Annotated in this window: 17 protein-coding genes and 1 pseudogene; 13 read left to right on the forward strand and 5 right to left on the reverse strand. The window is 69.2% G+C overall.

Annotated elements, in window-relative coordinates; translation table 11 throughout:
- Positions 1–2: 2 nt before the first annotated feature.
- The 4 genes from OG735_RS30100 (at position 3) to cimA (ending at position 5440) form a co-directional block, all read left to right on the forward strand.
- Positions 3–1022, forward strand: a complete 1020-nt coding sequence (locus OG735_RS30100) for an agmatine deiminase family protein (RefSeq protein WP_327326276.1) — start codon at positions 3–5, stop codon at positions 1020–1022.
- 140 nt (positions 1023–1162) lie between these two features.
- Positions 1163–1774: a TetR/AcrR family transcriptional regulator gene (locus tag OG735_RS30105; protein ID WP_327326277.1), complete on the forward strand. Its 612-nt coding sequence runs from the start codon at positions 1163–1165 to the stop codon at positions 1772–1774.
- 94 nt (positions 1775–1868) lie between these two features.
- A complete protein-coding gene (locus OG735_RS30110) occupies positions 1869–3194 on the forward strand; it encodes an MFS transporter (protein WP_327326278.1) in 1326 nt (441 codons plus the stop codon).
- A 632-nt stretch (positions 3195–3826) separates the two neighbouring features.
- Complete coding sequence (gene cimA / locus OG735_RS30115; RefSeq protein WP_327326279.1) at positions 3827–5440, forward strand: citramalate synthase; 1614 nt, start codon at positions 3827–3829, stop codon at positions 5438–5440.
- Positions 5441–5450: 10 nt separating this feature from the next.
- On the opposite strand, the gene OG735_RS30120 is transcribed toward cimA, so the two are convergent.
- Positions 5451–7322 (reverse strand): ricin-type beta-trefoil lectin domain protein, encoded by a 1872-nt coding sequence (locus OG735_RS30120; protein ID WP_327326280.1) that lies wholly within the window; start codon positions 7320–7322, stop codon positions 5451–5453.
- 244 nt (positions 7323–7566) lie between these two features.
- Between OG735_RS30120 and OG735_RS30125 the strand changes: the two genes are divergently transcribed.
- The 4 genes from OG735_RS30125 to OG735_RS30140 all read left to right on the forward strand — a co-directional run bounded on the left by OG735_RS30125 (position 7567) and on the right by OG735_RS30140 (position 13911).
- A complete protein-coding gene (locus OG735_RS30125; RefSeq protein WP_327326281.1) occupies positions 7567–8547 on the forward strand; it encodes a LacI family DNA-binding transcriptional regulator in 981 nt (326 codons plus the stop codon).
- Positions 8548–8641: 94 nt separating this feature from the next.
- A complete protein-coding gene (locus tag OG735_RS30130; protein ID WP_327326282.1) occupies positions 8642–11752 on the forward strand; it encodes a glycoside hydrolase family 3 N-terminal domain-containing protein in 3111 nt (1036 codons plus the stop codon).
- Between the two features lie 119 nt (positions 11753–11871).
- Positions 11872–13209 (forward strand): hypothetical protein, encoded by a 1338-nt coding sequence (locus tag OG735_RS30135; RefSeq protein ID WP_327326283.1) that lies wholly within the window; start codon positions 11872–11874, stop codon positions 13207–13209.
- A gap of 78 nt (positions 13210–13287) precedes the next feature.
- Positions 13288–13911, forward strand: coding sequence for a class I SAM-dependent methyltransferase (locus OG735_RS30140; RefSeq protein WP_327326284.1), 624 nt, complete (start codon positions 13288–13290; stop codon positions 13909–13911).
- Here OG735_RS30140 and OG735_RS30145 read toward each other — a convergent pair whose 3' ends face one another.
- Positions 13912–14148 carry a DUF397 domain-containing protein gene (locus tag OG735_RS30145; protein ID WP_327326285.1) on the reverse strand — a complete coding sequence of 79 codons (237 nt, stop codon included), beginning with the start codon at positions 14146–14148 and terminating at the stop codon, positions 13912–13914. It lies immediately after the preceding gene.
- Complete coding sequence (locus tag OG735_RS30150; protein WP_327326286.1) at positions 14148–14969, reverse strand: helix-turn-helix domain-containing protein; 822 nt, start codon at positions 14967–14969, stop codon at positions 14148–14150. Before OG735_RS30150 ends, OG735_RS30145 begins: the two co-directional genes overlap by 1 nt.
- Positions 14970–15080: 111 nt before the next feature.
- On the opposite strand from OG735_RS30150, the gene OG735_RS30155 reads away from it, so the two are divergent.
- The gene (locus OG735_RS30155; RefSeq protein ID WP_327326287.1) at positions 15081–15539 is read left to right on the forward strand and encodes an ATP-binding protein; all 459 of its coding nucleotides are present in this window, start codon (positions 15081–15083) and stop codon (positions 15537–15539) included.
- A 32-nt stretch (positions 15540–15571) separates the two neighbouring features.
- Positions 15572–16801, forward strand: a complete 1230-nt coding sequence (locus OG735_RS30160; RefSeq protein ID WP_327326288.1) for a S8 family peptidase — start codon at positions 15572–15574, stop codon at positions 16799–16801.
- Between the two features lie 106 nt (positions 16802–16907).
- Here the strand turns inward: OG735_RS30160 and OG735_RS30165 are convergent, their stop codons facing one another.
- Positions 16908–17525, reverse strand: coding sequence for a YceI family protein (locus OG735_RS30165; protein ID WP_327326289.1), 618 nt, complete (start codon positions 17523–17525; stop codon positions 16908–16910).
- Between the two features lie 229 nt (positions 17526–17754).
- Between OG735_RS30165 and OG735_RS30170 the strand changes: the two genes are divergently transcribed.
- Positions 17755–18267 carry a hypothetical protein gene (locus tag OG735_RS30170; RefSeq protein WP_327326290.1) on the forward strand — a complete coding sequence of 171 codons (513 nt, stop codon included), beginning with the start codon at positions 17755–17757 and terminating at the stop codon, positions 18265–18267.
- 239 nt (positions 18268–18506) lie between these two features.
- Here the strand turns inward: OG735_RS30170 and OG735_RS30175 are convergent, their stop codons facing one another.
- Complete coding sequence (locus tag OG735_RS30175) at positions 18507–19718, reverse strand: glycoside hydrolase family 64 protein (RefSeq protein WP_327328508.1); 1212 nt, start codon at positions 19716–19718, stop codon at positions 18507–18509.
- A 234-nt stretch (positions 19719–19952) separates the two neighbouring features.
- Between OG735_RS30175 and OG735_RS30180 the strand changes: the two are divergent.
- Both OG735_RS30180 and OG735_RS30185 read left to right on the forward strand, forming a co-directional pair.
- Positions 19953–23839: pseudogene (locus OG735_RS30180) on the forward strand (endo-alpha-N-acetylgalactosaminidase family protein).
- Between the two features lie 258 nt (positions 23840–24097).
- On the forward strand, positions 24098–26416 hold the full coding sequence (locus OG735_RS30185; protein WP_327326291.1) for a polysaccharide lyase 8 family protein: 2319 nt from the start codon (positions 24098–24100) through the stop codon (positions 26414–26416).
- The last annotated feature ends 12 nt before the right edge of the window (positions 26417–26428 follow it).

The following is a 26428-nucleotide window of genomic DNA, read 5'->3' on the forward strand; positions in this document are numbered from 1 at the left end:
ACATGACCTTCCGTATGCCGCCCGAGTGGGCCCCGCACGAGCGCACCTGGATGGCCTGGCCGGGCCCCAATGCCACCTTCACCGGGGACGATCTCACCGAGTCCCGCCGGGCGTGGGCGTCCGTCGCCCAGGCCGTACGCCGCTTCGAGCCGGTCACCATGGTCGTGAGCCCGGGCCAGGCCGGGGGCGCCCGCGCCCTCCTCGGCCCGGACATCGACGTCGTCCAGCGCGAGTTGGACGACGCGTGGATGCGCGACATCGGCCCGACCTTCGTCACCGACGGGACCCAACTGGCCGCTGTGGACTGGGTGTTCAACGGCTGGGGTGCGCAGGAGTGGGCCAGCTGGGAGCACGACGCGAAGATCGCCCGGCTTGTCGCGGACCTCGTCGGCGTGCCCTCGCACAGCTCACCGCTGGTCAACGAGGGCGGCGGCATCCATGTCGACGGCGACGGCACGGTACTGCTCACCGAGACCGTGCAGCTCGGCCCCGAGCGCAACCCGGGCTGGACGAAGGAGCAGGTCGAGGCCGAGATCCATGCCAAGCTCGGCACGACCAAGGCGATCTGGCTGAAGCGCGGCCTGACCGCGGACTATCCGCCGCACGGCTACGGCACGCTCGGCCATGTCGACATCGTCGCCGCATTCGCCGGCCCGGGGGTGATAGTCGCCCACAGCCAGCCGGACCCGGCCCACCCCGACCACGAGCTCTGCAAGGAGAACGTGGAGATGCTGAAGTCCCAGAAGGACGCACGGGGCCGCAGTATCGAGGTCGTCGAGGTCCCGGCGCCGACCGTCGTACGGGAGGACGACGGGGCATGGGTCGACTACTCGTACATCAACCACTACGTCTGCAACGGTGGCGTGGTGCTGTGCGCCTTCGACGACCCGCGCGACGAGATCGCGGCGGGCATCTTCCGCCGCCTCTACCCCGACCGTACGGTCACGCTGGTCGACGCCCGTACGATCTTCGCCGGTGGCGGCGGCATCCACTGCATCACACAGCAGCAGCCCAGGGTCTGATGTCCGAGGCCCTGTGCTCGGGCAGGGCCTCGGACCGCTGGATCGTCCTCGGCGACGAGTGAGATCAGGTAGAACATACGGGTGAATGTGTTCCGCAACGCGAGATACGGCCGCCCTCCGAGCGTGCCGGTGGCCGCCGTATGAGCCCCGCCGCGCGCCGCCGCAACATCGCGCCGCCACGGGAGTCCGTCCTCGTCGCCGCCATGGCGACCATCGCCGAGCGCGGCCTCGACGGGCTCACCATGGCCGGGCTCGGCCGTGAGGTCGGGATGAGCAGCGGGCATCTCCTCTACTACTTCCGCACCAAGGACGAGCTGCTCCTGCAGACCCTCGAGTGGAGCGAGGGCCGTCTCGGTACCGAGCGCAGTGCCCTGCTCTCCCAGCAGGCCTCCGCCGCCGAACGCCTCGACGCATACGTCGATCTCTACATCCCCGACGGGCCCCGGGACCCCCACTGGACGCTCTGGCTCGAGGTCTGGAACCGCTCGCAGAACGCCGAGGCCGACGCCCGTGCCCGGCAGGCCGCCATCGAGGGCGCCTGGCACCGGGACCTCGTCGCGCTGATCGCCGAAGGCATCTCGCGCGGCGAGTTCCGTACTGTCGACCCCGACCGCTTCGCCGCCCGGCTGCGCGCCCTCCTCGACGGTTTCAGCGTTCATGTCGCCGTCGGAATACCGGGTACAGGACGCGCCCAAGTCCTCGCCCACGTACGGGAATTCCTTGACGAGACGCTGCTCGGGTCCGCCCGCTGACCGGCCTCCCGGGAACGCAACGTACGCAAGTACTCCCGATCGTTGCCGCACGCCGTCTTGTTGAGGTAGTGCCCCTCCGGCACGGTTTCACCTCATGGGACGAGAGCACTGGAAAAAGATCTGGGTCGGTTCCGCCGGCAACATGGTCGAGTGGTTCGACTGGTTCGTGTACGCGAGCTTCGCGACCTATTTCGCGGGGGCGTTCTTCCCCGAAGGGGACGACACCGCCAAGCTCATGAACACCGCCGGCATCTTCGCCGTCGGCTTCTTCATGCGACCGGTCGGCGGCTGGCTGCTCGGCCGGGTCGGTGACCGCAAGGGCCGCAAGACGGCGCTGACCCTGACCGTCAGTCTGATGTCCGCATCCGCGGTCCTGATCGCGATCGCGCCCACCTACGGCGTCGCGGGCTACGGCGGCGCCGTGGTGCTGCTGATCGCCCGCCTCCTGCAGGGCCTCTCCGTCGGCGGAGAGTACGCGGCCAGCGCGACCTACCTCACCGAGGCCTCCGCCCCGGAGCACCGCGGCTTCGCCTCCAGTTTCCAGTACGTGTCGATGACCGCGGGCCAGATCGTCGGCCTCGGTCTGCAGATCATCCTGCAGCGCACCATGTCCGACGACGCCCTGCACAGCTGGGGCTGGCGCATCCCGTTCATCATCGGTGCGCTCGGCGCGGCGATCGTCTTCTATCTGCGCCGCAACATGCTCGAGACCGATGTGTACGAGGAGTCCGGCGACGACACCCCCGCCGGGGACAAGGGCACGATCAAGGCCCTGTGGGCGCACAAGCGCGAGGCGTTCCTGGTCATCGCCCTGACGATGGGCGGCACCGTTGCGTACTACACGTACACGACCTACCTCACCAAGTACCTCTCCAACTCCGCCGGGCTGCCCAAGCAGACCGCGACGCTGGTCTCCTTCTGCGCGCTGATCGTCTTCGCCTGTCTGCAGCCGCTCGCCGGCAAGCTCTCCGACCGGATCGGCCGCCGTCCGCTGCTGATCACGTTCGCGGTCGGCTCGACCTTCCTGACCGTGCCGATCATGACGATGCTCAAGCACGCGGGCTCGTTCTGGCCGGCGCTGGGGCTTGCGCTGCTGGCCCTTGTGGTGATCACCGGCTACACGTCGATCAACGCGTGTGTGAAGGCCGAGTTGTTCCCGACGGGTATCCGTGCGCTGGGTGTCGCGCTGCCGTACGCCATCGCGAACGCGCTGTTCGGCGGCACGGCGGAGTATGTGGCGCTGTGGTTCAAGGATGCGGGGCTGGAATCGGGCTTCTACTGGTACGTGGCGGGCTGCGCGGCGGTGTCGCTGGTGGTGTACCTGTCGATGCGCGAGACGCGTGACATCGACCTGAACCGGGTGGCGGCGACGGCGCCCGCGCGCAGCGAGGAGGTCCCGGCCCCGGCCCGGGTGAAGTAGGAGGGGCCCTTCCCCCCGCGGGGCTCCGCCCCGGGCCCCGCGCCTCAATCGCCGGCGGGGCTCCTGTTGGGGCTCCGCCCCAAGCCCCGCTCCTCAAACGCCGGAGGGGCTGAGATGTCCGGTGAAACCAAGCCCGTCCGGCGATTGAGGACACGCCCGAAGGGCGTACGGGGAGCCGGGCCCCTGCGCCTGGGTCGCGGCGGTGCTGAATGTCGCGCCCGGCCACGCGCCTCGGTCGCCGGCGGGCGGGGAAAATCCAGCCCGTCCGGCGATTGAGGACACAACCGAAGGGCGTCCCGGGAGCCGGGCCGGGCCCCCGGGGGAGCCCCCAGCGCAGGCGCCCGCATGGTGAGACCCCATCCCGCCCGCCGCACCGCGTATGGCAGACTGCGACCGTGCTTTCGTTCGCCATGATTATGGGCAGCAGGCGCGCCGGTCCTCAGTGATCGCCTCGTACCAACAACTACGACGCGACCACCGTGCCCCAGACCCGCGCGCAGACCTCTCGCACCCGCGAGGGGTTTTTTCGTTTTACGGCCCCACCTCGGCCGGAAGCGACCAGCGCGCGATGATGGGGGCAAGTGGAGCCAGTAATTCCGGGAGCCACTCATCCGACAGGAGTCAACACAGCCATGACCACACAGGCCACGGACACGGAGACCGACGACAGCTTCCATGTCTTCGACACGACGCTGCGCGACGGCGCGCAGCGCGAAGGCATCAACCTCACCGTTGCGGACAAGCTGACCATCGCACGGCACCTGGACGACTTCGGCGTGGGGTTCATCGAGGGCGGCTGGCCCGGCGCCAATCCCCGGGACACGGAGTTCTTCTCGCGTGCCCAGCAGGAGATCACCTTCCGGAACGCACAGCTCGTCGCCTTCGGCGCCACCCGCCGCCCTGGCGCCAAGGCGTCCGAGGACCCGCAGGTCAGAGCGCTCCTCGAGTCGGGTGCACCGGTGATCACACTGGTCGCCAAATCGCACGACCGGCATGTGGAGCTGGCGCTGCGGACCACCCTCGAGGAGAACCTGGAGATGGTCCGCGACACCGTCTCCTACCTGTGCGAGCAGGGCCGCCGGGTGTTCGTGGACTGTGAGCACTTCTTCGACGGCTACCGCGCCAATCCGGAGTACGCCAAGTCCGTCGTCCGTTCGGCGGCCGAGGCCGGCGCCGACGTCGTCGTGCTCTGCGACACCAACGGCGGCATGCTGCCCGCCCAGATCCAGGCCGTCGTTGCCACCGTCCTCGCCGACACCGGCGCCCGGTTGGGCATCCACACCCAGGACGACACCGGCTGCGCCGTCGCCAACACCCTGGCCGCCGTCGACGCCGGCGCCACCCACGTCCAGTGCACCGCCAACGGCTATGGCGAGCGTGTCGGCAATGCCAACCTCTTCCCGGTCGTCGCCGCCCTGGAGCTCAAGTACGCCAAGAAGGTGCTGCCCGAGGGCGCGCTGGCCGACATGACCCGGATCTCGCACGCGATCGCCGAGGTCGTCAACCTCACGCCCTCCACGCACCAGCCGTACGTCGGTGTCTCGGCCTTCGCCCACAAGGCCGGACTGCATGCCTCCGCCATCAAGGTCGACCCCGATCTGTATCAGCACATCGACCCCGAGCAGGTCGGCAACACCATGCGGATGCTCGTCTCCGACATGGCGGGCCGCGCCTCCATCGAGCTCAAGGGCAAAGAGCTCGGTATCGACCTCGGCGGTGACCGTGAGCTCGTCGGCCGGGTCGTCGAGCGGGTCAAGGAGCGCGAGCTCAGGGGCTACACATACGAGGCGGCGGACGCCTCCTTCGAGCTGCTGCTGCGTGCGGAGGCGGAGGGCCGGGCCCGCCGTTACTTCCGTACGGAGTCCTGGCGGGCCATCGTCGAGGACCGCCCCGACGGCACCCACGCCAACGAGGCCACCGTGAAGCTGTGGGCCAAGGGCGAGCGCATCGTCGCCACCGCCGAGGGCAACGGCCCGGTCAACGCACTCGACCGGGCGCTGCGTGTCGGCCTGGAGAAGATCTACCCGCAGCTCGCCAAGATGGAGCTGGTCGACTACAAGGTCCGCATCCTCGAAGGCCGCCACGGCACCGAGTCCACCACCCGCGTACTGATCACGACGGGCGACGGAAGCGGCGAATGGGCCACGGTCGGTGTCGCCGAGAACGTCATCGCCGCCTCCTGGCAGGCCCTGGAGGACGCGTACACCTACGGTCTGCTGCGCGCCGGCGTCGAACCGGCCGAGTAGCCCTCGCAGGTCAGGACCGGAGCCGCCACTTCTGGTTGGCGGCTCCGGTGCACGCCCAGATCTGTGCGCGGGCGCCGTTCGCCGAGGAGTTGTCGGAGACGTCGAGGCACTTGTCCGCCGGGACGTTCACCAGATCACCGCTCGACGGTTCGTAGCGCCACTGCTGTGCGCCGGAGCCGTTGCACCCGTACAGCTGGACCTTCGCACCGTTCGCGGTCGAGCCGGCGGTCACGTCCAGGCATGTGCCGAGCGCCTGAACGGTGCCGTCCGCGCGGACCGTCCACTGCTGGGCGGCGGAGCCGTTGCAGTCCCAGAGCTGGACGGCCGTGCCGTCCGCGTCGGCGCCGCCCGCCACATCGAGGCATTTGCCCGCCAGGCCGGTCAGGCTACCGGTGGGGTCCGAGCCGCCGGCCTGTGTGCCGGACCAGGTGAAGGTCGCGGATGTCTTTCCCGGCAGTGAGTAAGTTGTGTGCTGACCGCCCCAGTTGACGGTGATCGTCTGTGCTGCCGAGCCGTCGTTGTACGCGATCAGCGCCTTCGAGCCGTCGGGGTTGCGCCAGGCCACGTTCGGCACGGCCGAGCTCGCCGTCGAGGCGATCCGGTGGGCGCCCGGCCGCACGAACTTGGTGAGGTGGCCCATCGTGTAGTACTCGATCATGTAGTCGACCTGGCCGTGTCGACCGTCGCCGTTGTGCACCGTGACGAGTCCGTCGCAGACTCCGCAGCCGCCGTTGTGCGGGCCCCGGTTCTGGTCGACGGCGAGGGACCATTTGGTCACCGACTTCGCCCAGTTACGGGTGTAGTCGATGATGTTGGTCATGTCCTCGCGCTGCTGGTTGGCGATCCAGGTGCCGCCGGAGTGCTCGGTCTGGAAGGCGTCCAGCTGCGGATACTGATTGTGCACCTCGGTCTGCTTGGAGATGTTCCCGCCGTAGCCGTGCCAGGCGATCCCGCCGAAGTTCGGGTGGCTGCGGACCGCCGCGTCATTCACTGTCGGGGCGGCGTACGCGTCGTAGGTGTCCCAGTTCCAGTCGTGCGCCAGCACCTTGGTCGGCAGGCCCGCCGCCTGGAGCTTCGGCAACAGCTCGCTCTTGGTGAAGTACGCGAGACCCGAGCCGTTCCAGCTCATCGACGGGTAACTGTCGCAGCAGGTCGGCTCGTTCTGCGCGGTGACGTAGTCGACCGGGATGCCCTGGTCGCGGTAGGCCTGGAGATACTTCACGAAGTAGTTCGCGTAGGTGCCGTAGTACTCCGACTTCAGCCAGCCGCCGTTGAGCTGCCCGCTGTCCTTCATCCAGGCGGGTGCCGTCCATGGCGAGGCCACCGTGGTGAGCGCCGGATTGAGCTGCTTGGCCTGCTTCGTCAGCGGCAGTACGTCGGCGAGGTCGTGCGCGATCGAGAACTTCGACAGTGCCGGGTCGCTCTGGCCGGCCGACGCATCGTCGTACGTGTAACCGAAGCGGGCCAGGTCCGAGCCGCCCATCGGATTGCGGACGAAGGAGAGCCCGATTCCCTCGGTCGGCGAGAAGAGCTTCTTCATCGTCGCGTCACGGGTCGCCTGGGACAGCGCTCCGCTGCCCTTCATCAGCCAGGCCGCGGTGTCCGTGAAGGAGGCGCCGCCGCCGGTGAAGGTCTGGAAGCGGGTGTTCTCGTCGACGGTGATGGTGGTGCCGCTGCCGCCGCTGCCCGCCTGGAAGTTGACGGGTGTCTGCTGCTGGAGGCCGCGGGTGACATGTCGGCCGCCGGCGTCGTCCGTCGTGGTCAGCCAGACGTTCACCTGCTCGCCCGCGGCGTGCGCCGAGCCGGTCGTCAGACCGGTGAGTCCGGCGGTGGCCAGGGCCGATGCGAGCAGGATTCTGATCGTTCCGGTACGTCGTGCCATGGGCTGGGCCCTCTCCGGCGGTGGTGTGGGGGACGAGGCGTGAGTGAACTGCCACCGCGTACAGCCGTCAAGGGTTTGCGCATTCAGAGCCTGAACACACAACACCCCGCACCTGCCTGGAACTTGGGATTCGGCCGATCTCGGTGTGAAGTCTTGACGACAGGACCCGGTACGAGTTGACTCGCCGCGCACCACCGGTACCGGTTCCGGCACCGGTTCCAGACCTCGACGCGGAGGACCCGGAATGCCCGTCACCATCGCCGATGTCGCACGTGAGGCGGGCGTCAGTAAGACCACCGTGTCCCGCGTCCTGAACACCAAGGGCGAAGTCGACGCCGGCACGGCCGCCCGCGTTCGTGAAGTGATCGCAAGCCTCGGCTATGTGCCCAGCCTGGGGGCCGTCGGTCTGGCCCGCGGCAGCAGCCGTACGGTCGGCATGCTGACGCCCCCGCTCACCTGGCCCTGGATGGGCGAAGTACTCCAGGGAGTCGTGGACACCGTCGAGGCCGCCGGATACGGGCTGCTGCTCTTCACCTGCAACCGAGGCGCCGAGTCCGTCGAGCACTTCACCAGTCAGGTCTCCGCCCGCGCCTTCGACGGCCTCCTCGTCGTCGAACCCGAGAACACCCTCGACACCATCACCGCGATGCACCGCAAGGGACTCCCGGTCGTCCTGATCGACGACCGAGGCCACCACCCGGAGTTCCCGTCCGTCGCCACGACCAACCGCGAGGGCGGTGCGTCGGCCGCCGGCCATCTGCTGGCGGCGGGCCGCAGCCGCCCCCTGATCGTCACCGGCCGCCGGCACTTCGGCTGCGTACAGGACCGGCTCGAGGGGTTCCTCGAGGTCCTGCCGACCGAGCTGATCGCGGAGGGGGACTTCACCGAACTGTCGGGACGGCTCGCGGTCGAGCGGCAACTCGCCACGGGCAGGCACTTCGACTCGGTCTTCGCGCACAACGACCTCAGCGCTGCGGGGGCGCTGCGGGCGCTGCGTGCCGCGGGCCGGTCCGTGCCGGACGACATCGCCGTCGTCGGCTTCGACGACATCCCCATGGCCCAGCACACCGAGCCCCCGCTGACCACCGTCCGCCAGCCCATGCGGGAGATGGGCGAGACGGCGGCGCGGATGCTGCTGGCCCATCTCGGCGGCACGGTCGCTCCCCATGAACCCGTCATCCTGCCCACCGAGTTGATCGTCCGCCGATCCGCGCCGTCGTCATGACGACGGGCTTGTCGAGCCCGTCCGGCGATCGAGGACACGGCCGACAGGCCGTACAGGACCGCACGCAACCGTGACCCGCACTGAAGGAGCCGCAATGCCACGCCTCAGAGCCGGAACCAGAACCAGAGCCAGAGCCGGAGCCGGAACCAGAGCCGGAACCGCCGTGCTCGCCGCGACCGCCGTACTCACCGGCCTCCTCGCCGCAGCCGTTCCGAGCGCCGCCGCCGACGACCCCGCACCCGTCACCGTCGACGCCTTCGAGGGGGAGGTCCCCTTCGCCAACCCCCCGGCCGAGGGGATCTTCACCTGGGGCAGCGACGCCGACGACCAGCCCAAGCTGGAGTTCAAGGAGCGCGCCGACGCCCCCGAGGGCGCCAAGGTCCTCGAAGGCACCTACGACATCAGTGGCTGGGGCGGACTCACCCACGACTTCGCCTTCGACAAGCCCGCCCGCGACTGGACCGCGCACAAAGGCATCCGTTTCTGGTGGTTCGGCCAGAACACCGCCCCGCTGCCGCCCGGATCCGGCAAGCGGATCAACTTCGAGCTGAAGGACGGCGGCGCCAACGGCGAGGCCTCCGAGCTGTGGACCACGTCCTTCACCGACGACTGGGAGGGCTGGCACCTCGTCGAGATCCCCTTCGCCGACTTCGTCTACCGCGCCGACTACCAGCCGGTCGGCGGCATCGACCACATCCTCGGCCTCAACGAGATGTGGGGGTACGCGCTCACCCTGCCGACCGGCGCGCCCGGCAGGTTCGCCATGGACGGCGTGCAGCTGTACGGCAAGGCAGACCCGGCGTTGAAGGCAAACGTTGTCACCGACGCCGCCGTGTACCCGGTGGCCGAGGGCGGCACCGCACAGGTGAAGATCTCCGTCGCCACCACCGGATCCGGGCCGATCGACGAGCCCGTCACCGTGGCGTACACGACCGAGGGCGGCACCGCCGAAACGGGCACGGACTACACACCGGTCTCCGGCACGGTCACTTTCCCGGCCGGTTCTGCTTCCGGCACGTCCCGGACCGTCGCCGTGACCACGAAGAAGGACCGCACGGCCGAGTCCGCGGAGACGATCCCGCTGAAGCTCACGGTCACCGGCGCCAAGCCCCCGGCCGAGACCCCCCAGGTCGTCGTGGACGCCCACGGCCTGCCGTATCTCGACAAGCGCCTCCCGGTGAGGAAGCGCGTCGCCGACCTCCTCTCCCGGATGTCCCTCGCGGAGAAGGCCGGTCAGATGACCCAGGCCGAGCGCAACGCCCTCAAGTCGCAGGGCGACATCGCCGGTTACGGCCTCGGCTCGCTGCTCTCCGGCGGCGGCTCGGTGCCCACCCCCAACGCCCCCGAGGCATGGGCGAAGATGGTCGACGCCTACCAACTGCGCGCCCAGGCAACGCGGTTCCAGATCCCGCTGATCTACGGCGTGGACGCGGTGCACGGCCACAACAATGTCATCGGGTCGACGATCATGCCGCACAACATCGGCATCGGGGCCACCCGCGACCCGTCCGTCGCCGAGAAGGCCGGCGCGGTGACAGCGAAGGAAGTACGCGCCACCGGCATTCCATGGGACTTCGCGCCCTGTCTCTGCGTCACCCGCGACGAGCGCTGGGGCCGTTCCTACGAGGCCTTCGGCGAGGACCCGGCCCTGGTCACCGCCATGGAGACGGTGATCAAGGGCATGCAGGGCGCACCGTCGGGCAAGGACCTCGGCCGCAATGACAAGGTGCTGGCCACCGCCAAGCACTTCGTCGGCGACGGCGGTACGGAATTCGGCTCGTCCTCCACCGGCTCGTACACGATCGACCAGGGCATCACGAAGGTCACCCGGCAGGAGCTGGAAGCAGTGCACCTCGCGCCGTTCGCAGAGGCGGTGAAGCGCGGCACCGGCACGGTGATGCCCTCGTACTCCTCGCTGGACATCCTCGGCGACGACCAGGGCCCGGTGAAGATGCACGCCAGTGCGGAGATGATCAACGGTGTGCTGAAGGACCGTATGGGCTTCAAGGGCTTCGTCATCAGCGACTGGCAGGCGATCGACCAGATTCCCGGCGACTACCCGAGCGACGTCCGTACGTCCGTCAATGCCGGACTCGACATGATCATGGTTCCGACGAACTACCCGGACTTCCACAGGACCCTGCAGGACGAGGTCAACGCGGGCCGTGTCTCCGAGGCCCGGATCAATGACGCGGTGTCCCGGATCCTGACCCAGAAGTTCGCCCTGGGTCTCTTCGAGAAGCCGTACGCGGACACCTCCAACCTGCCGGAGATCGGCTCGGCCGCACACCGCGCCGTGGCGCGTGAGGCCGCAGCCAAGTCCCAGGTCCTGCTGAAGAACGACGGCGCTGTACTGCCGCTGAAGCCGACCCAGAAGGTGTACGTCGCCGGGTCCAACGCCGACGACCTCGGCAACCAGGCCGGCGGCTGGACCATCACCTGGCAGGGCTCCTCCGGAAAGATCACCACGGGTACGACCATCCTGGAAGGCATCAAGAAGGCCGCTCCCGACGCGGTCACCTACTCCAAGGACGCCTCCGCGCCCACCGACGGCCATGACGTCGGCGTGGTCGTGGTCGGCGAGACCCCGTACGCCGAGGGCGTCGGCGATGTCGGCAACGGCCACGACCTGGAGCTGAGCGCCGCCGACAAGGCCGCCGTCGACAAGGTCTGTGCCGCGATGAAGTGCGCCGTGCTGATCGTCTCCGGCCGCCCCCAGCTCATCGGCGACCGCCTCGGCGACATCGACGCCCTTGTCGCCTCCTGGCTCCCGGGCACGGAGGGCGACGGCGTCGCCGACGTCCTCTACGGCAGGAAGGCCTTCACCGGACAGCTCCCGGTCACCTGGCCGAAGTCCCAGGCGCAGCTGCCGATCAATGTCGGGGACAAGGCGTACGACCCGCAGTACCCGTACGGCTGGGGTCTGACCACGCTCAAGAAGCCGCCGACGGGCGGGGTGCTCACCCTCAAAGCGATCGCCGTCGCGGCAAGGATCCTTGAGGCGGCGGGCCGGGCGGACTCCCCGGAAGCCCGTGCGCTGGTCTCGCAGGCCCGCCTGATCGCCCAGGAGGGGATCGGCCAGCACATCACCGAGGCTTCGGCGAAGCCCTTCGCCGAAGCGGACCACCTTCTGCTGACCGGGGACCTGACGGGGGCGGTGGCGAAGCTGACGCTGGCGTACAAATTCAGCCCCTCCGGCGTTTGAGGAGCGGGGTCTGGGGCGGAGCCCCAGTTACGGGAAGGGGCGGGTAGGGGAAGGGCCCACCGCAGGCGTAAGGCTCCGCGCTTGTCCCGATTCGCGCCTATTCAGGTAGCGTCGACAGTATGAAGACCAGGCTGTTCACCGCAGTGTCCGGTCTGCTCCTTGCGTTCTCGGCGACCGCCCTCGTGGCGGCGCCGGGAGCACAGGCGGCCACCGGCCCCGAAACCGTGGCCGCGGCGCTGAAGAAGGGCCCCGTCTACGTGGACCCACGCGTCTCCGGCCAGCTGTCCAAGGCCGACGCAAACGCCCTCGCCAAGAAGATCAAGGACGCGGACAAGCCGGTCTTCGTGGCCGTCCTGCCCAACAGCGCGGAGTTCCCGCCGGGCTCGGTCCTGCGGAACATCCGTACCGAGACCGGTGTCACCGGCGTGTACGCGATCCGCCTCGGCAACGGATTCAACGCGGGCGCGGACCGCAGCGTCATGAGCAACCAGGCCGTACGGAACCTGGTCACGGCGGTCAAGACGCCCCCGGGCGCCGACGCCGTCACCCAGCTGAACAACTTTGTCGACCAGGCCCTGCCCCAGGCACGCGGCAGCGCCCCCTCCTCCTGGGGCGCGAGCCCCGACCAGGGCTCGAACATGGGCTCCCTGATCACGCTCGGCGTGGTCCTGGTCGCCGGCGGCGCGGGCGCCTACACCGTCGTCCGACGCAACCGCCGGAAGAAGGCCGAGGAGGAGCGGGCCGCCCTCGACAAGCTCCGTGTGGTCGTCGACGAGGACATCACGGCTTTCGGCGAGGAGCTGGACCGACTCGACTTCCACCCCTCGGAGAAGGGCGCGACCGATGCGATGCGCGCCGACTACGAGCGCGCACTCGACTCGTACGACAAATCGAAGTCGCTGATGGGAGCCGCGGAGCATCCCGGTGATGTACGCGGAGTCACCCAGGCCCTGGACGACGGCCGGTACTCGCTGGCGGTCCTGGACGCACGTCGTATGGGTGTGGCGGTGCCGGAGCGCCGGGCGCCGTGCTTCTTCGACCCGCGCCACGGCCCCTCGGTCGCCGACGCCTCCTGGACGCCGGCCGGCGCAGCCACCCGTGAGGTCCCGGTGTGTGCCGCCGACGCCGCCCGTCTCGAGGACGGCGAGGACCCGATGGCCCGCACGGTCGAGACGGATTCCGGCCGCCGCCCGTACTGGGAGGCGGGACCGGCGTACGGCCCCTGGGCCGGCGGCTACTTCGGCGGCGGAATCCTGCCCGGCCTGCTGGTGGGCACGCTGCTCGGCAACATGCTCTCCACACCGGCCTACGCGGCCGACTACGGCGGCGGGGACTTCAGCGGCGGCGACTACTCGGGCGCCGACTTCAACTCCTCCGACTTCGGCGGCGGCGACTTCGGGGGTGGAGGCGGCTTCGACGGTGGTGGTGGCGGGTTCGACGGGGGCGGCGGCTTCTAGCGCCCTGGCATGCTCAGCGGCACGGTCCCTCCAGGGGCCGTGCCGGTGCCATGCTGGAAGTGAGCCACGGAGGTCGCGATGGGGTTCTATGCCCAGCGAATCGTGCCGCGGATCGTCGACGTCGCCTGCGGGACGAAGCTGGTCGCACCGCTACGACGCCGAGTCTGCGAGGGCCTGCAGGGTGAAGTGATCGAGATCGGATTCGGTTCGGGGCACAACGTCCCCTTCTACCCGGCGGCCGTCACCGGCGTGACCGCGGTCGAGCCGTCCGATGTCGGATGGCAACTCGCCGGGGAACGCATCAGGGCGGCAACCGTCCCGGTGCAGCGCGCCGGTCTGGACGGCCAGGCGTTGCCCTTCGAGGACGACAGCTTTGACGCCGCTCTCTCCACCTGGACGCTCTGCACCATCCCCGATGCAGGGGCCGCTCTGCGTGAGGTGCGGCGCGTCCTCAAGCCCGGCGGGACTCTGCATTTTCTCGAACACGGGCTGGCCCCGGAAGAGGACGAGAACGTGCGCCGCTGGCAACGGCGGCTCGAACCACTGAACAAGCGGATCTTCGCCGGATGTCACCTCACCCGGCCGACCGTCGACATGCTGGCGGCCGCAGGGTTCACGATTACCGAACTCGACGTCTTCTACGAGAAGGGCGCACCGAAGCCCATGGGCGCCGACTCCCTCGGTATCGCCCTGTCGCCCTAGTCAGCGCTCGGCGACGAAGGTCGCCCAGGCGGCCGGAGCGACGGTGAGAACGGGGCCGGTGGGGTTCTTGGAGTCGCGGATGTGGACGGCGAGGGGGTGGGTGGCGACTTCGACGCAGGCGCCGCCCTCGTCACCGCTGTAGCTCGACTTCTGCCAGTCGTAGGCGACTTCGACGCAGGCGCCGCCTTCGCTGCCGCTGTAGCTGGACTTGAACCAGATCAGTACTGCGGGATTCATTACTCTCCTGCCAGATCGTCCAGCAGACCCATGCTCTCCTCGGGGGTGAGGGCCTGTGATCGCAGCATCCCATATTTCTGCTGGAGGACACTGACCTCGTCGGCGTCATCGACGAGGAAGCTGACCCGTTGCCCCTCCATATAGGCCAGTTGATCGTGTTCGGGGGTCTCCAGCAGAACCATGGGGCCGTTAAGCCCAGCGTGCTTCTCCCGTGCAGTCGGCATGATCTGCAGTCCCAGGAAAGGGAGTTCAGCGCAACGCCGCAGATGGCGGATCTGCTCCCGCAGCACCTCCCGGCCGCCGATGGGCCGATGCAGGATGACCTCCTCGATAAGGAAGTTCATCATCGGAGGCCACGGCTTTCGGTCGAAGACCTTCTGCCGATCGAGTCGTGCCGAGAGCCGCTCCTCGGCGTCCTCTGTCCTGATCGGTGGATAGAGGCAGGAGAAGACGGATTGGGCGTAGTCCTCGGTCTGCAACAGACCCGGAACCACCTGGTTCTCGTACCAGAGCAGGGTCAGCGCCTCCTGCTCGTGGTCGATGAAGTCCTGCGCGAACGCCGGATACCGCTCCCGCTCCGGCACCTTGTCCACCGCAGTCTGCAACGCCCTCTTCGTGTCGAGCAGTTCATCGAGCGCGATCGCGAGATCCAGCTTGAGCGCCCTGCGCCCCTGCTCGATCGAGGCGATCGTGTCCTCGCCCACGCAGAACTGCGTCGCCAGCTCGGCCTGGGTCATCCGGGCCGCCTTGCGGAAGGTCGCGAGCTGGGCGCCGATCACATGCCAAGAGGTGATCCTCTTGGTCCTTCTGGCTGGGTGCATGCGCTCCCCCTTCCCGTCGCGGGACGCGTACGACCCGTCACGAGTCGTACAACTCGGCTGTACGACCTGACGCACTGATCCATAGTAGTGACTCCCTGTGACAGTGGCCGCATGAACGACGAACCCCAACTTCCGTACTTCCGCGAGGCGTTCTACCGCCGGGACCGCCGGTCCGTCTCCGCGGCCAGGGAGTTCACCCGGCAGGCGCTGACCGACTGGGCCACGGCCGACAGGGCGGACGACGTATTGCTCTGCGTGAGTGAGCTGGCCACCAACGCGCTGATGCACGGTGTGCCGCCGGGCCGCGGCTTCCGGCTGCACCTGTTCCTGCATGCGGACGGCGTCCTGCGCGTCGAGCTCCACGACAGCGGCGACGGGTGCGTACGGCTGTCGCCGCCGCACCCGGACGACGAGGGCGGCCGCGGCCTCCTCCTCGTCGCGGCGCTGGCGGACAAGTGGGGAGTGGGTGAGCGCAGCCCGGGCAAGACGGTGTGGTGCGAGTTCGCCCTGGTGGCGGATCCATCTCAAATCCGCTACAGAAAGTCGCAAATCGCTACGCTGGGTAATTGATTATGATCGTCTTTCTGTGTTTCCTCGTGCCCATGCGCAAGAGAACGAGGCTCACAGCCTTCGCGGCGGCCGCCCTCACCGCTGCCTTGGTGGCGGCCGGACTCATGTCCGCGTCTTCCCAGTCCGCCCAGGCGTCCGACGAGCACGCCGCCCCCGCCACCCTGTACCGCTCGGCGAATGCCGTGCCGGGTCGCTACATCGTGACCCTCGGCAAGGGCGTCGACTCGGAGTCGATGACGGGCCTGGCCGGCGTGGAGCCGCTGTTCACCTACACATCGGCGATGCGCGGATTCGCCGCCGCGCTCAGCCCGCTTCAGCTCGACCAAGTGCGCTCCACCCCCGGGGTCGTGGCGGTCGAGGAGGACGCCGCGGTCTCGGTGCTGGGATCCACGGGCAGCCACACCCGGGCAGCGGCCCTGTCGGCCGCGGCCTTGTCGGCACCGGCGTCCTGGGGCCTGGACCGTATCGATCAGCACAACCTGCCGCTCGACAACAGTTTCACCCCGAAGAGCAGCGGCCGGGGCGCCACCGCCTACATCCTCGACACCGGCATCGACTTCGACCACACCGAGTTCGGCGGCCGCGCCAAGCTCGGCTACGACTCCGTCGGAGACGGATGGGAAGGGCGGGACTGCCACGGCCACGGCACCCATGTCGCGGGCACGGTCGCAGGCAAGACGTACGGCGTGGCGCGCGCGGCCTCCCTCGTCAGCATCCGGGTCCTCGACTGCCTGGGCTCGGGCACCTGGTCGAGTGTTATCGCCGGACTGGACTGGGTGGCCGCCCACGCCAAGCATCCGGCCGTCCTCAACGCCTCCATCGGCGGTGAGAAGTCGGTCGCGGTGAACAAGGCCGTCACCGCCGTCTCGGACAGCGGTGTCCTCCCGATCGTCGCGGCGGGCAACGAATCCGCGGACGCCTGCGACGTCTCGCCCGCGTCCGCGGACCGCGTGGTGGCCGTCGGCGCGAGTGACCGCGACGACGACGAGACCGACTTCTCCAACTTCGGCGAGTGCCTGTCGCTCTACGCGCCCGGCGTCGACATCGTCTCGGCCAACTTCTTCGGTGGCAGCGTCGCCCTGACGGGCACGTCCATGGCCTCTCCCCATGTCGCCGGCGTCGCGGCTCTCTACGCGGCGAAGCACCCGAAGGCACTCCCGAAGCAACTGGCCGCCTGGCTCGAGGACGGGTCCACCAAGGACGTTCTCGGCAACGCCGGCGAAGGCTCGCCCAACCGGCTCCTCTACACCAACGGTCTCTGAAGCGAACCAGACATGACCGAGCGCCCGCCCGGCCGTGGGGACGGCAGGACGGGCGCGCTCGTGTGGCAGGCAGACCGGTCGGGTCCGCGCGGTCGGGCCTACGGGGTCAGACCTGCGGCGCGGCCTTGATCGCCGAGATGTCGAAGGTGAGCTTGACCTTGTCGCTGACCATCACGCCGCCGGTCTCCAGCGCCGCGTTCCAGGTCAGGCCCCAGTCGGAGCGGAGGATCTCGGCGCTGCCCTCGAAGCCGACGCGCTCGTTGCCGTACACATCGGTGGCGGAGCCGTTGAACTCCAGGTCGATGGCGAGCGGGCGCGTGACGTCCTTGATCGTCAGGTCACCGGTGATGCGGTACGAGTCGCCGCCGAGCTGCTCCGCCTGCGTCGAACGGAAGGTCATCAGCGGGTACTTCTCCGCCTCGAAGAAGTCGCCGCTGCGCAGGTGGCCGTCGCGGTCGGCGATCCCGGTGTCGATGCTGGTGATCTTGACGTCGATCTCGGCGGTGGAGTGGTGGGGGTCGGTGCCGTTCAGCTGCAGGCTGCCGGAGAAGTCGCCGAACGAGCCGCGGACATTGGTGACCATGGCGTGGCGCACCGTGAAGCCGATGCTGCTGTGGGCGGGGTCGATGCTGTACTCGCCGGTCAGAGCGGCGAGCGCCGGGTCCACCACGGTGGTGGCGGTCGCGGTGGTGGTGGTGTCGGTCTTGCGGTTGAAGAGACCCATGACGCACTCCTTGGGGGACGTGGTGGCGTGTTGTTTAAGGTTCAACGACACCAACAGTAGACCTATTCCGTTCAAAGTTCAACATCTTCTCGAGAGGTTCACTCCACCGACGCGGCAGCCCTCTGGCGGACGCGCGTAGATCTCGGGCACCATCTCCCTGCGCCACCTGCACAGCCGTCCCACCGGAGAGCACGGTCACAACGGTCATCAGCAGGAGGGATCCCCCGCCATGAAAGTCCGCTCCGCTCTGAGCGCACTCGCGCTCCTCTCAGGTGCGCTCTTCGCGCCCGGATTCGGTGTCATCAGCGGCGCGACCGAAGCGAACGCCGCCACCAAGATCAGCCATGCCACGGCGACCTCGATGTTCCGCTCGTCCGGGATCACCTGGTCCTCGTCGGGCGGCTGCTCCGACCGCAACAATCCGACGTGTACGTCCTTCGAGCAGCTCAACCTCGCGACGGCGAAGGGAGCGCAGACCCTCAAGAGCGCGACCGGCTGTGCGCTCAACATCACCGGCGGCACCGAGACCGGGCACGCGGGTGGTACGTACTCGCACTGGAACGGCTACAAGCTCGACTACGCCAAGTCGACCTGCGTCACGAACTACATCAAGAACACCTTCAGCTACATCGGCGCGCGTCCTGGTGACGGCGCCCCGCAGTGGAGGTCCGGCTCCGGGAACGTCTACGCGGACGAGGGCAGCCACTGGGACGTCATCTACTACAACTGCGGCGGCTGCTGAACTGGGGATTCGCCCGGGCGGGTGTCCGGCCGTCCCCCCATGGCGGCCGGACACCCGCACCTTCCCGTAACCGGGGCTGCGCCCGATGTCTCGTACGTCCTTCGGGCGTTGTCCTCAATCGCCGGACGGCCTCTTTCCGCCGGTCGGCCCGAACCTCCGGGCCGACCGGCGGGAAAACCAGCCCTGTCGGCGATTGAGGCGCGGGGTTCGGGGCGGAGCCCCGACGGGGACCCGAGTCGTCAGGAACCGACCGTCAGCGTGAAGCGCCGCGGGTTGCCGTCGAACGCCGCGCCGGAGACATCCGGCTGGCCGTCCGGACGGACGTCGTCGTACGGGAAGGCGTAGCCGATCGGGGTGTTGGCGTGCAGCACGCGCGACCAGTGGTTGGTGGCCGGATCCTGGTAGTAGTCGGCCGAGGTTGCGCTGTTCGGCTGGTCGGGGTGGGTCAGCAGGGTCGTCCGGTTGAAGCCCGCGGCGAGCCTGGCCAGCAGGCCCTTCTTGTCGTCCGGGTCACCGGGGTTGTTGGCGAACGGGCCGTGATTGCAGGTGAAGATGTCCTTCGAGGTCGGCTTGGCGAAGGTGTGGCCGCCGGTGAAGGTCATGACGTCGCCGTTGACGCGCCCGGTGCGTACGCCCCGCCCGCCCTGCAGATCGATCCGCAGATCGGTCGAGCGGTACTTCTGCCAGACCTGGTTGATGTAGTTGTCGAAGACGTTCCGGAAGGGCATCTCCGCCGGGCGGTCGAAGAACGGAGCCATCAGGTTCTGCGGTGAGATCACCCGCAGCACCTGGCCGTCGGAGCCGCGGATGACCAGCTTGTCCCAGGGCTGGCCGTCGCGGCCCGCCTGGGCGACAAGGCCGTCGGCGATCTTCTGCAGCGCGCCGTTCGGGAGAGCCGCGACCTTGTGGGTGGCATCGCCGGTCAGCGTGAGACCGATCGGGAGTGCGGTCACCAGGTCGACATAGCTGATGTTGGCGTACAGCTGCGTCGGGTTGAAGGTGAACTCCGCGAAGGACCAGGTGCGGCCGTAGTTGGCGTCGGCGGGGGTCGCGAAAGCCGGCTCGACCAGGGCAGGGCCGGGGTTGACGAAGAAGTTGAGCTTGTTGTCGCGTACGAAGTAGACGCGGGCGCCGAACATCTGCGGCAGGGTCAGCACCACCGGGCCCGCACCGGCCGGCCGCAGCGGGATGGCGCAGTCGACGGGGAGCGGGGTCTGCGGCGCGGACGGGGACTCGGGGTAGTAGACACCGCCGCCCGGACGGAGCAGCACCCAGCGTCCGGTGCCCTGCTCATGGCCGGTGACGTACGCGTTGACCGTGCCGGGCAACGACTTGTTCTCCACGGCCAGTTCGCAGGTGGAGGGCGCGGCCTTGGCGTGCGGGCTGAGAGCGCTTCCCCAGGTCGGGTAGGTGAGCGCTGTCGCGGCAGCAGCGGTGCCGGAAAGGAACATTCGGCGGGATATCACGGATGAACTCCTGTACTCGTGGGGGGTGTCCACCACTCTCGCCATGGCCGGGACGGGCGTCAATAGTTGTGACTGAGAGCGCTCTCAAAATCTTGGCCGATTCATAAGTTGACGCTGCCGTGGGCGACTTGGACTAACGCGCCGGGGTTGTTGGACTACTGGTCGCCTCGGCGCACGACTTCGTTGACGGTCGTGAGAGCGGAGGACTACGCAGTCCCCATGCCACGAAGACTCCATGCGGCGTGCGCGCTCGTCGCCGCCTCATCCGCCGTGTTCGCCCTGGCCGGGCCCGCACTCCCGGCCGCCGCTGTCCCCGCGGCGGCGACGGCCGCGGCCGAGGACGAAGCCCCCGTCGTCATCGGCTCCGCCCAGCTCTCGGTCGCCGTAGCCAAGGACTTCCCGAGGGTGGTCTCGTACACCGACCGTGCCGGCGGAGCCGAGCTTCTCGGGAGTACGGCTCCGGTGACCGCGGTCACCCTCAACGGCAAGGCGTACACCGTGCGGTTGAAGGGCGAGCCCGCCGTCACGGCGTCGAGCGCCGCCTACACCCTCGCCTTCGCCGATCTGCCCGGCGTCGAGATCGACGCGACGCTCTCCGTCTCCGGCCGGACCACTGCGTTCAAGGTCACCGCCGTCCGGGACACCGAGGCCTTCCGCGTCGGCACCATGGACATCCCCGGCCATGATCTGGTCTCGGTCGGCAGTACGGACGCCGGCGCCGAGACCGCCTTCACCCGGCTCGACCCGGACTCGACGAGGACCGCCGACGTCTTCGGCAAGGTGACGGCGGAGACGGCGCCGGACCCCGCACCGGTCGGGGCCTCGTACGCACTGGTCAACACGGGACGGCTGGCCGCGGCCGTCGAGTCCAACTCCAGCTACGACAAGCCGGGCGGCGCGACCCGTGGCGACGACGCCCGCTTCTGGCACCAGGCCCGCAAGGCAGCCGACGGCACCACGCGCGTCGGCGTATGGTCCGGACAGTGGACCTACCGGGGGAGTGGCGCTGCGCGCCCGGAGAGCGGCAAGGACCTCCCCTGGGCGAGGGTCGTCGTCACGCCCGACGCCAACGGCGACCACAAGGTCGACTGGCAGGACGGCGCGGTCGCCTTCCGCGCGATCGGGGTCAAGGCGCCGGGCAGCGGGCAGACGCCCGACCGCGTGATCACGCATATCCCCTTCAACTTCGCCAGCCAGGCCACGCACCCCTTCCTGCGGACCCTCGACGACGTCAAGCGGATCTCGCTCGCCACGGACGGACTGGGGCAGCTGGCGGTGCTCAAGGGGTACGGCTCCGAGGGCCACGACTCGGCGCACCCGGACTACGGCGGCAACTACAACAAGCGCGCCGGCGGCCTCACGGACCTCAATACGCTGCTCAAGGACGGCAAGAAGTGGGGCGCGACCTTCGGCGTGCATGTGAACGCCACCGAGTCGTACCCCGAGGCGCACCACTTCAGCGAGAGCCTCGTCGACAAGACCAAACCCGGCTGGAACTGGCTGAACCAGAGCTACTACATCGACCAGCGCCGGGACATCAACAGCGGTGATCTGGCGCGCAGATTCCAGCAGTTGCGGAACGAGACCGACCGCAATCTCTCCTTCCTCTACATCGACGTCTACTACACCCACGGCTGGATCGCCGACAGGACGATGCAGGCCGTGCAGGCGCAGGGCTGGAACGTCGGCACCGAGTGGGCCGACAAGTTCGAGCGGGCCTCGCTCTGGTCGCACTGGGCCAATGACCTGGACTACGGCGGGCCCACCAACAAGGGCCTCAACTCGCAGATCATCCGGTTCATCCGCAACGGTGAGAAGGACGTCTGGAACAACCATCCGGTCCTGGGCCAGACGGCCCTCGAGGACTTCGAGGGCTGGACCGGCGAGACCGACTGGAACGCCTTCTACGGCAATGTCTGGCAGCGTGATCTGCCCGCCAAGTACCTCCAGCATGAGCGGATCACCCGCTGGACCGGCAATGACCTGGCGTTCACGGGCGGCCTGCGCGGCACGGTCGAGGACGGCCGCCGCACGTTCTACGACCACGGCCGCAAGGTCCTGGACGGCGACCGCTATCTGCTGCCGTGGGACGGCGGCAAGAAGCTGTACCACTACAACAAGGCCGGTGGCAGCAGCAGTTGGGCCGTGACCGGCGCGGCGTCGTACACCGTGTACAAGCTGACCGACAACGGGCGTGTGAAGACCGGCACCGTACGGCCCGTGGACGGTCGGATCACGCTGACCGCGGCCGCAGGACAGCCGTACGTCCTCTACCCGGACCGCGCGCCCGCCCCGCGGGACCCGCAGTGGGGCCAGGGCGGCCCGGTCGCCGACCCAGGCTTCAACGACGCCGGGACGGCCGCCTGGACCAAGCGGGGCACGGTCGCCCGCCACACCGACGACCAGGGCCGCAACAGCGGCGTACTGAGCGGCAGCGGCACTGCCTCCGTCTCCCAGCGGCTGACCGGACTCACGCCGGGCGCCCGCTACACCGCGTCCGCCTGGATCGAGGTCCAGCCGGGCAAGGAGCGCCGTACGACCCTGTCCGCCGGTGGCGCGTCCGTGGCCGTCGAACGCTCGACCGCGAAGGACCAGGTCGCCGCCTCCGACCGGCACGGCACCTACTTCCAGCGCGCCAAGGTGAACTTCACCGCGCCGCGCGGTTCCGCCGCCACTCTCAGGATCGAGGCGGCGGGCGGCAGTACGGCGACCGTTCGCGTCGACGACATACGCGTGGTCAGGAACGCTCCGGCGGCCGGACCGGGCACGGTCGCGTACGAGGACTTCGAGGCTGTCGACCAGGGCTGGGGCCCCTTCCTCAAAGGCGACGCGGGCGGCGTCACCGACCCGCGCACGCACATCGCGCAGAAGCACGCGCCGTACACCCAGGCCGGCTGGAACGGAAAGCTCGTCGACGACGTGCTGAGCGGCGCGGAGTCCCTCAAGTCCCACGAGGAGAACGCCGGTCTCGTCTACCGCACCGCGCCCTGGACCGTCCCGATGAGGAACGGGCACAGCTACCGGGTGGAGTACGACTACCAGTCGAGCCACGCGGGCGCGTACGAGTGGGTCACCGGCTACGACCGGATCGGCGCCGACGGGGTCCCGGCCTCCGTCGAGACCCGCCGTACACCGATCGGACAGCAGGGGGCACCTCCCAGCGGTAGCCGGGGGAAGGCCACGGGCCACTTCACCGAGACCGTCACGGCGGGCTGTGGCGACACCTGGACCGGGCTGCGCAAGCGCGGCGACGCCCCGGACGGGGCGGACTTCGTCCTCGACGGCTTCACCGTGACCGACCTCGGTCCGGCCGCCGAGCAGGCGGCGTGCGGGACGCTCACCGTCGAACCGGCCGCCGAGACGCTGGAACCCGGCCGGAAGAACGAGGTCAAGGCCACGTTCACCAACTACGAGGCGCAGCCCGCGACCGGTGTCGCACTGAGCCTCGCACTGCCCGAGGGCTGGACGGCCGAGCCCGCGGGCCCGGTCTCCGCCGACTCGGTGGCGCCCGGAGCCAAGGCCACCGGCAGCTGGCAGGTCACACCGCCGGCGGACGCCAAGTACCAGACGTACACGCTCGGTTCGCAGGCTTCGTACACGGTCGGCGGTACGGCGCGGAAGCTCGGCGCGGAGACGTCCGTACGCACCCTTCCGCCGCCGCCCACCGCGGATGTCTGGGCGAGCGACATCGACTGGACGGCCGCGGAGAACGGCTGGGGCCCGGTCGAGCGCGATCTGTCCAACGGCGAGACGGGGACGGGCGACGGCAGCCCGCTGAGGATCGGTGGAGTGGCGTACGCCAAGGGCCTCGGCTCGCACGCACCGGCGAAGGTCCGCTACTACCTGGGCGGGAAGTGCACCTCCTTCACCGCGGAGGTGGGCGTGGACGATGTCCAGACGGCGCGCGGCAGCGTGCAGTTCAGCGTGCTTGCCGACGGTGCCGAGAAGGTGAGGTCGCGGTCCTGAAGGCCGCCGACGCCGCCTGGTCGCTCACCGCGGACCTCACCGGAGCGTCCTATGCCGACCTGGTCGTCGGCGACGGCGGCGACGGGAACGGCAATGACCACGCCGACTGGGGGAGTGCGCGCTTCCGGTGCGGTAGGTAACCGAGGCGCACCGCGGGCCGGCTCCTTCAGCCTCGCCGGCGGTTGAGGCACGGGTTCCGGGGCGGAGCCACGGCGTGTCCCTTGAGCGGCGCTTGTCCCTCGTGTGGAATACGGAAACCGAGGGGCAAGCGCTTTCCATCTCGCTTGTCATGCCCATTGAACGCGGGGAGAAGTGCGTGCTAGACCAACGGGCAACCGGTCTACGCCACTTCCGCTCCGGAGGCTCTCGTGCCGCTGCCGCCCGCATGGTCCCGCCGAATGTTTCTCGCCACCGCCGGAGCAAGCGCTCTTGCCTTCACCTCTCCGGGACATGCGATGGCCGACGAGTACGACGACGAGTACGACGACGAGTACGAAACCCTGCGGCTGCGCTGGCTGGAGATCGGCCTCGGCACCGGCTACGACCCGACCGCCGAGCCGTACGCCTCCCGCCTCGCCGAGACCGGAAGGCTCGCCGCCGGATTCCGCGCCTCCATGGCCCCCACCGACACCTCGCTGTGGCCCGGCTACCGCTTCGACCCGCCCTCCGGCATCACCCAGAGCTACAGCCGCCTGTGGACCATGACCCAGGCGTACGCGCAGCAGGGCACCGGCCTCACCGGCGACGCCGGGCTCCTCGCCGACATCATCCGCGGGCTCGACCATCTCGCCGCGAGGATCTACAACCCCTCCACCACCCGCTACGGCAACTGGTGGGAGTGGCAGATCGGCAGCCCCCGCCTCCTCATGGACATCGTCGCCGTCCTCCACGACCGGCTCACCGAGACCCGGCGGGCGCAGGCCTTCGCCGCCGTCGACCACTTCATCCCCGACGCCGTGCTCGGTGACTACACCGGCACATCCACCGGCGCCAACCGCGTCGACCTCTGCCGCTCCGTCACCCTGCGCGGTGTCCTCGGCAGAGCCCCCGGGAAGATCGCGCTGGCCCGCGAAGCCCTCTCGCCCGTCTTCCCTTACGTCACCAAGGGCGACGGCCTCTACGCCGACGGCTCGTTCGTCCAGCACACCTGGGTCGCCTACTCCGGGACGTACGGACAGGTGATGCTCGACGGCCTCGGCCGCCTCTTCGCACTGCTCGCCGGCTCGACCTGGGCCGTCACCGACCCGAACCGGCAGATCATCCTGGACAGCGTCGAGCACGCGTACGCGCCACTGATCTACAACGGGCTGATGATGGACAGCGTCAACGGCCGTGCCGTCAGCCGGGGTTACCTCAAGAGCGACGAGCGCAGGATCATGCGCAGCGACCACTTCCACGGGCAGGGGCTGATCGCCGCCATCGCGCTCCTCGCGGGCGGCGCCTCCGCCGCCGAGCGGGACCGCTGGCACGCCCGGATCAAGGGCTGGATCGAACGGGACACCACCACGCCGATCCTCACCGGCCGGCAGTTCGGCGTCGCCGACCTCTCCCGGCTCTATGCGGTCGCCGCCGCACCCGTGCCCGCCGCGCCCGAGCCGGTCGGCCATCAGCTCTTCGCCGCGATGGACCGGGCCGTGCACCGCCGGCCCGGCTGGGCCGCGAACATCTCCATGGCCTCGGAGCGGATCGCGTACTACGAGTGCGGCAACGGCGAGAATCCGCGCGGCTGGCACACCGGCGCCGGAATGCTCTACTGGTGGCCGGGCGAGGCGGCGGGGGACCAGTACACCAACTGGTTCTGGCCCACCGTCGACCCTTACCGGCTGCCCGGAACGACCGTGTCGACCAAGCGACTTGCCGACCGGGCGGGCGGCGAGTGGGGCGAGCCCAAGCCCGCCGCGAGATGGGTGGGCGGCGCGAGCGACGGCGAGTTCGCGGCCGTCGGCCAGCATCTGCTCGGCCTCGGCTCCACCCTCCGGGCCCGTAAGTCCTGGTTCTGCGTCGCCGACGCGGTCGTCTGCCTCGGCGCGGGCATCTCGAGCACCGACGGAGTGCCCGTCGAGACGGTCGTGGACAACCGCAACCTCGGCGCCGACGGTACGAACGACTTCACGGCCGGGCGCGGCTGGGCACATCTCGAAGGCCACGGCGGCTGGATCTTCCCGGACGGTACGAAGCCGCTGCGCACCCTGCGCGAGGACCGGACCGGCGCCTGGAGCGACATCAACACCACCAGCTCCACCGAGCGCGTCACCCGCCGCTACCAGACCCTCTGGCTCGACCACGGCACCGACCCGGCGGACGCTTCGTACGTGTATCTGCTGATGCCCGGCGCGAGCTGCCGCACCCTCGCCGCCCGCGCCCGGGACGAGTACTGGCTGGAGATCCTCGCCAACACCAGGGCGTGCCAGGCCGTGTCCGTCCGCTCCCTGGGACTGACCGCGGCGAACTTCTGGCAGCCCGGTACGGTGGGCCGGCTCACTTCAACGGCCGAGGCGAGTGCCCTCGTACGGAGTAATCGCCGCACCGCAACCCTCCACATCAGTGAGCCGCCGCGTACCGGAGCGCCTGTGGAGATCACCTGGAATCATCCCGTGCGCAAGGTGACCAGCAAGGACGCGTCCGTCGAAGTGCTCGCCACCGGCCCGTCGCTGCGGCTGCGGATCGCTGCCGGGACTGCCGGAGCCACCCAGCACTGTGAGGTGGCTCTCAGGTGAACGGCTTGTTGA

Source organism: Streptomyces sp. NBC_01210 (assembly GCF_036010325.1).
Classification (GTDB): domain Bacteria; phylum Actinomycetota; class Actinomycetes; order Streptomycetales; family Streptomycetaceae; genus Streptomyces.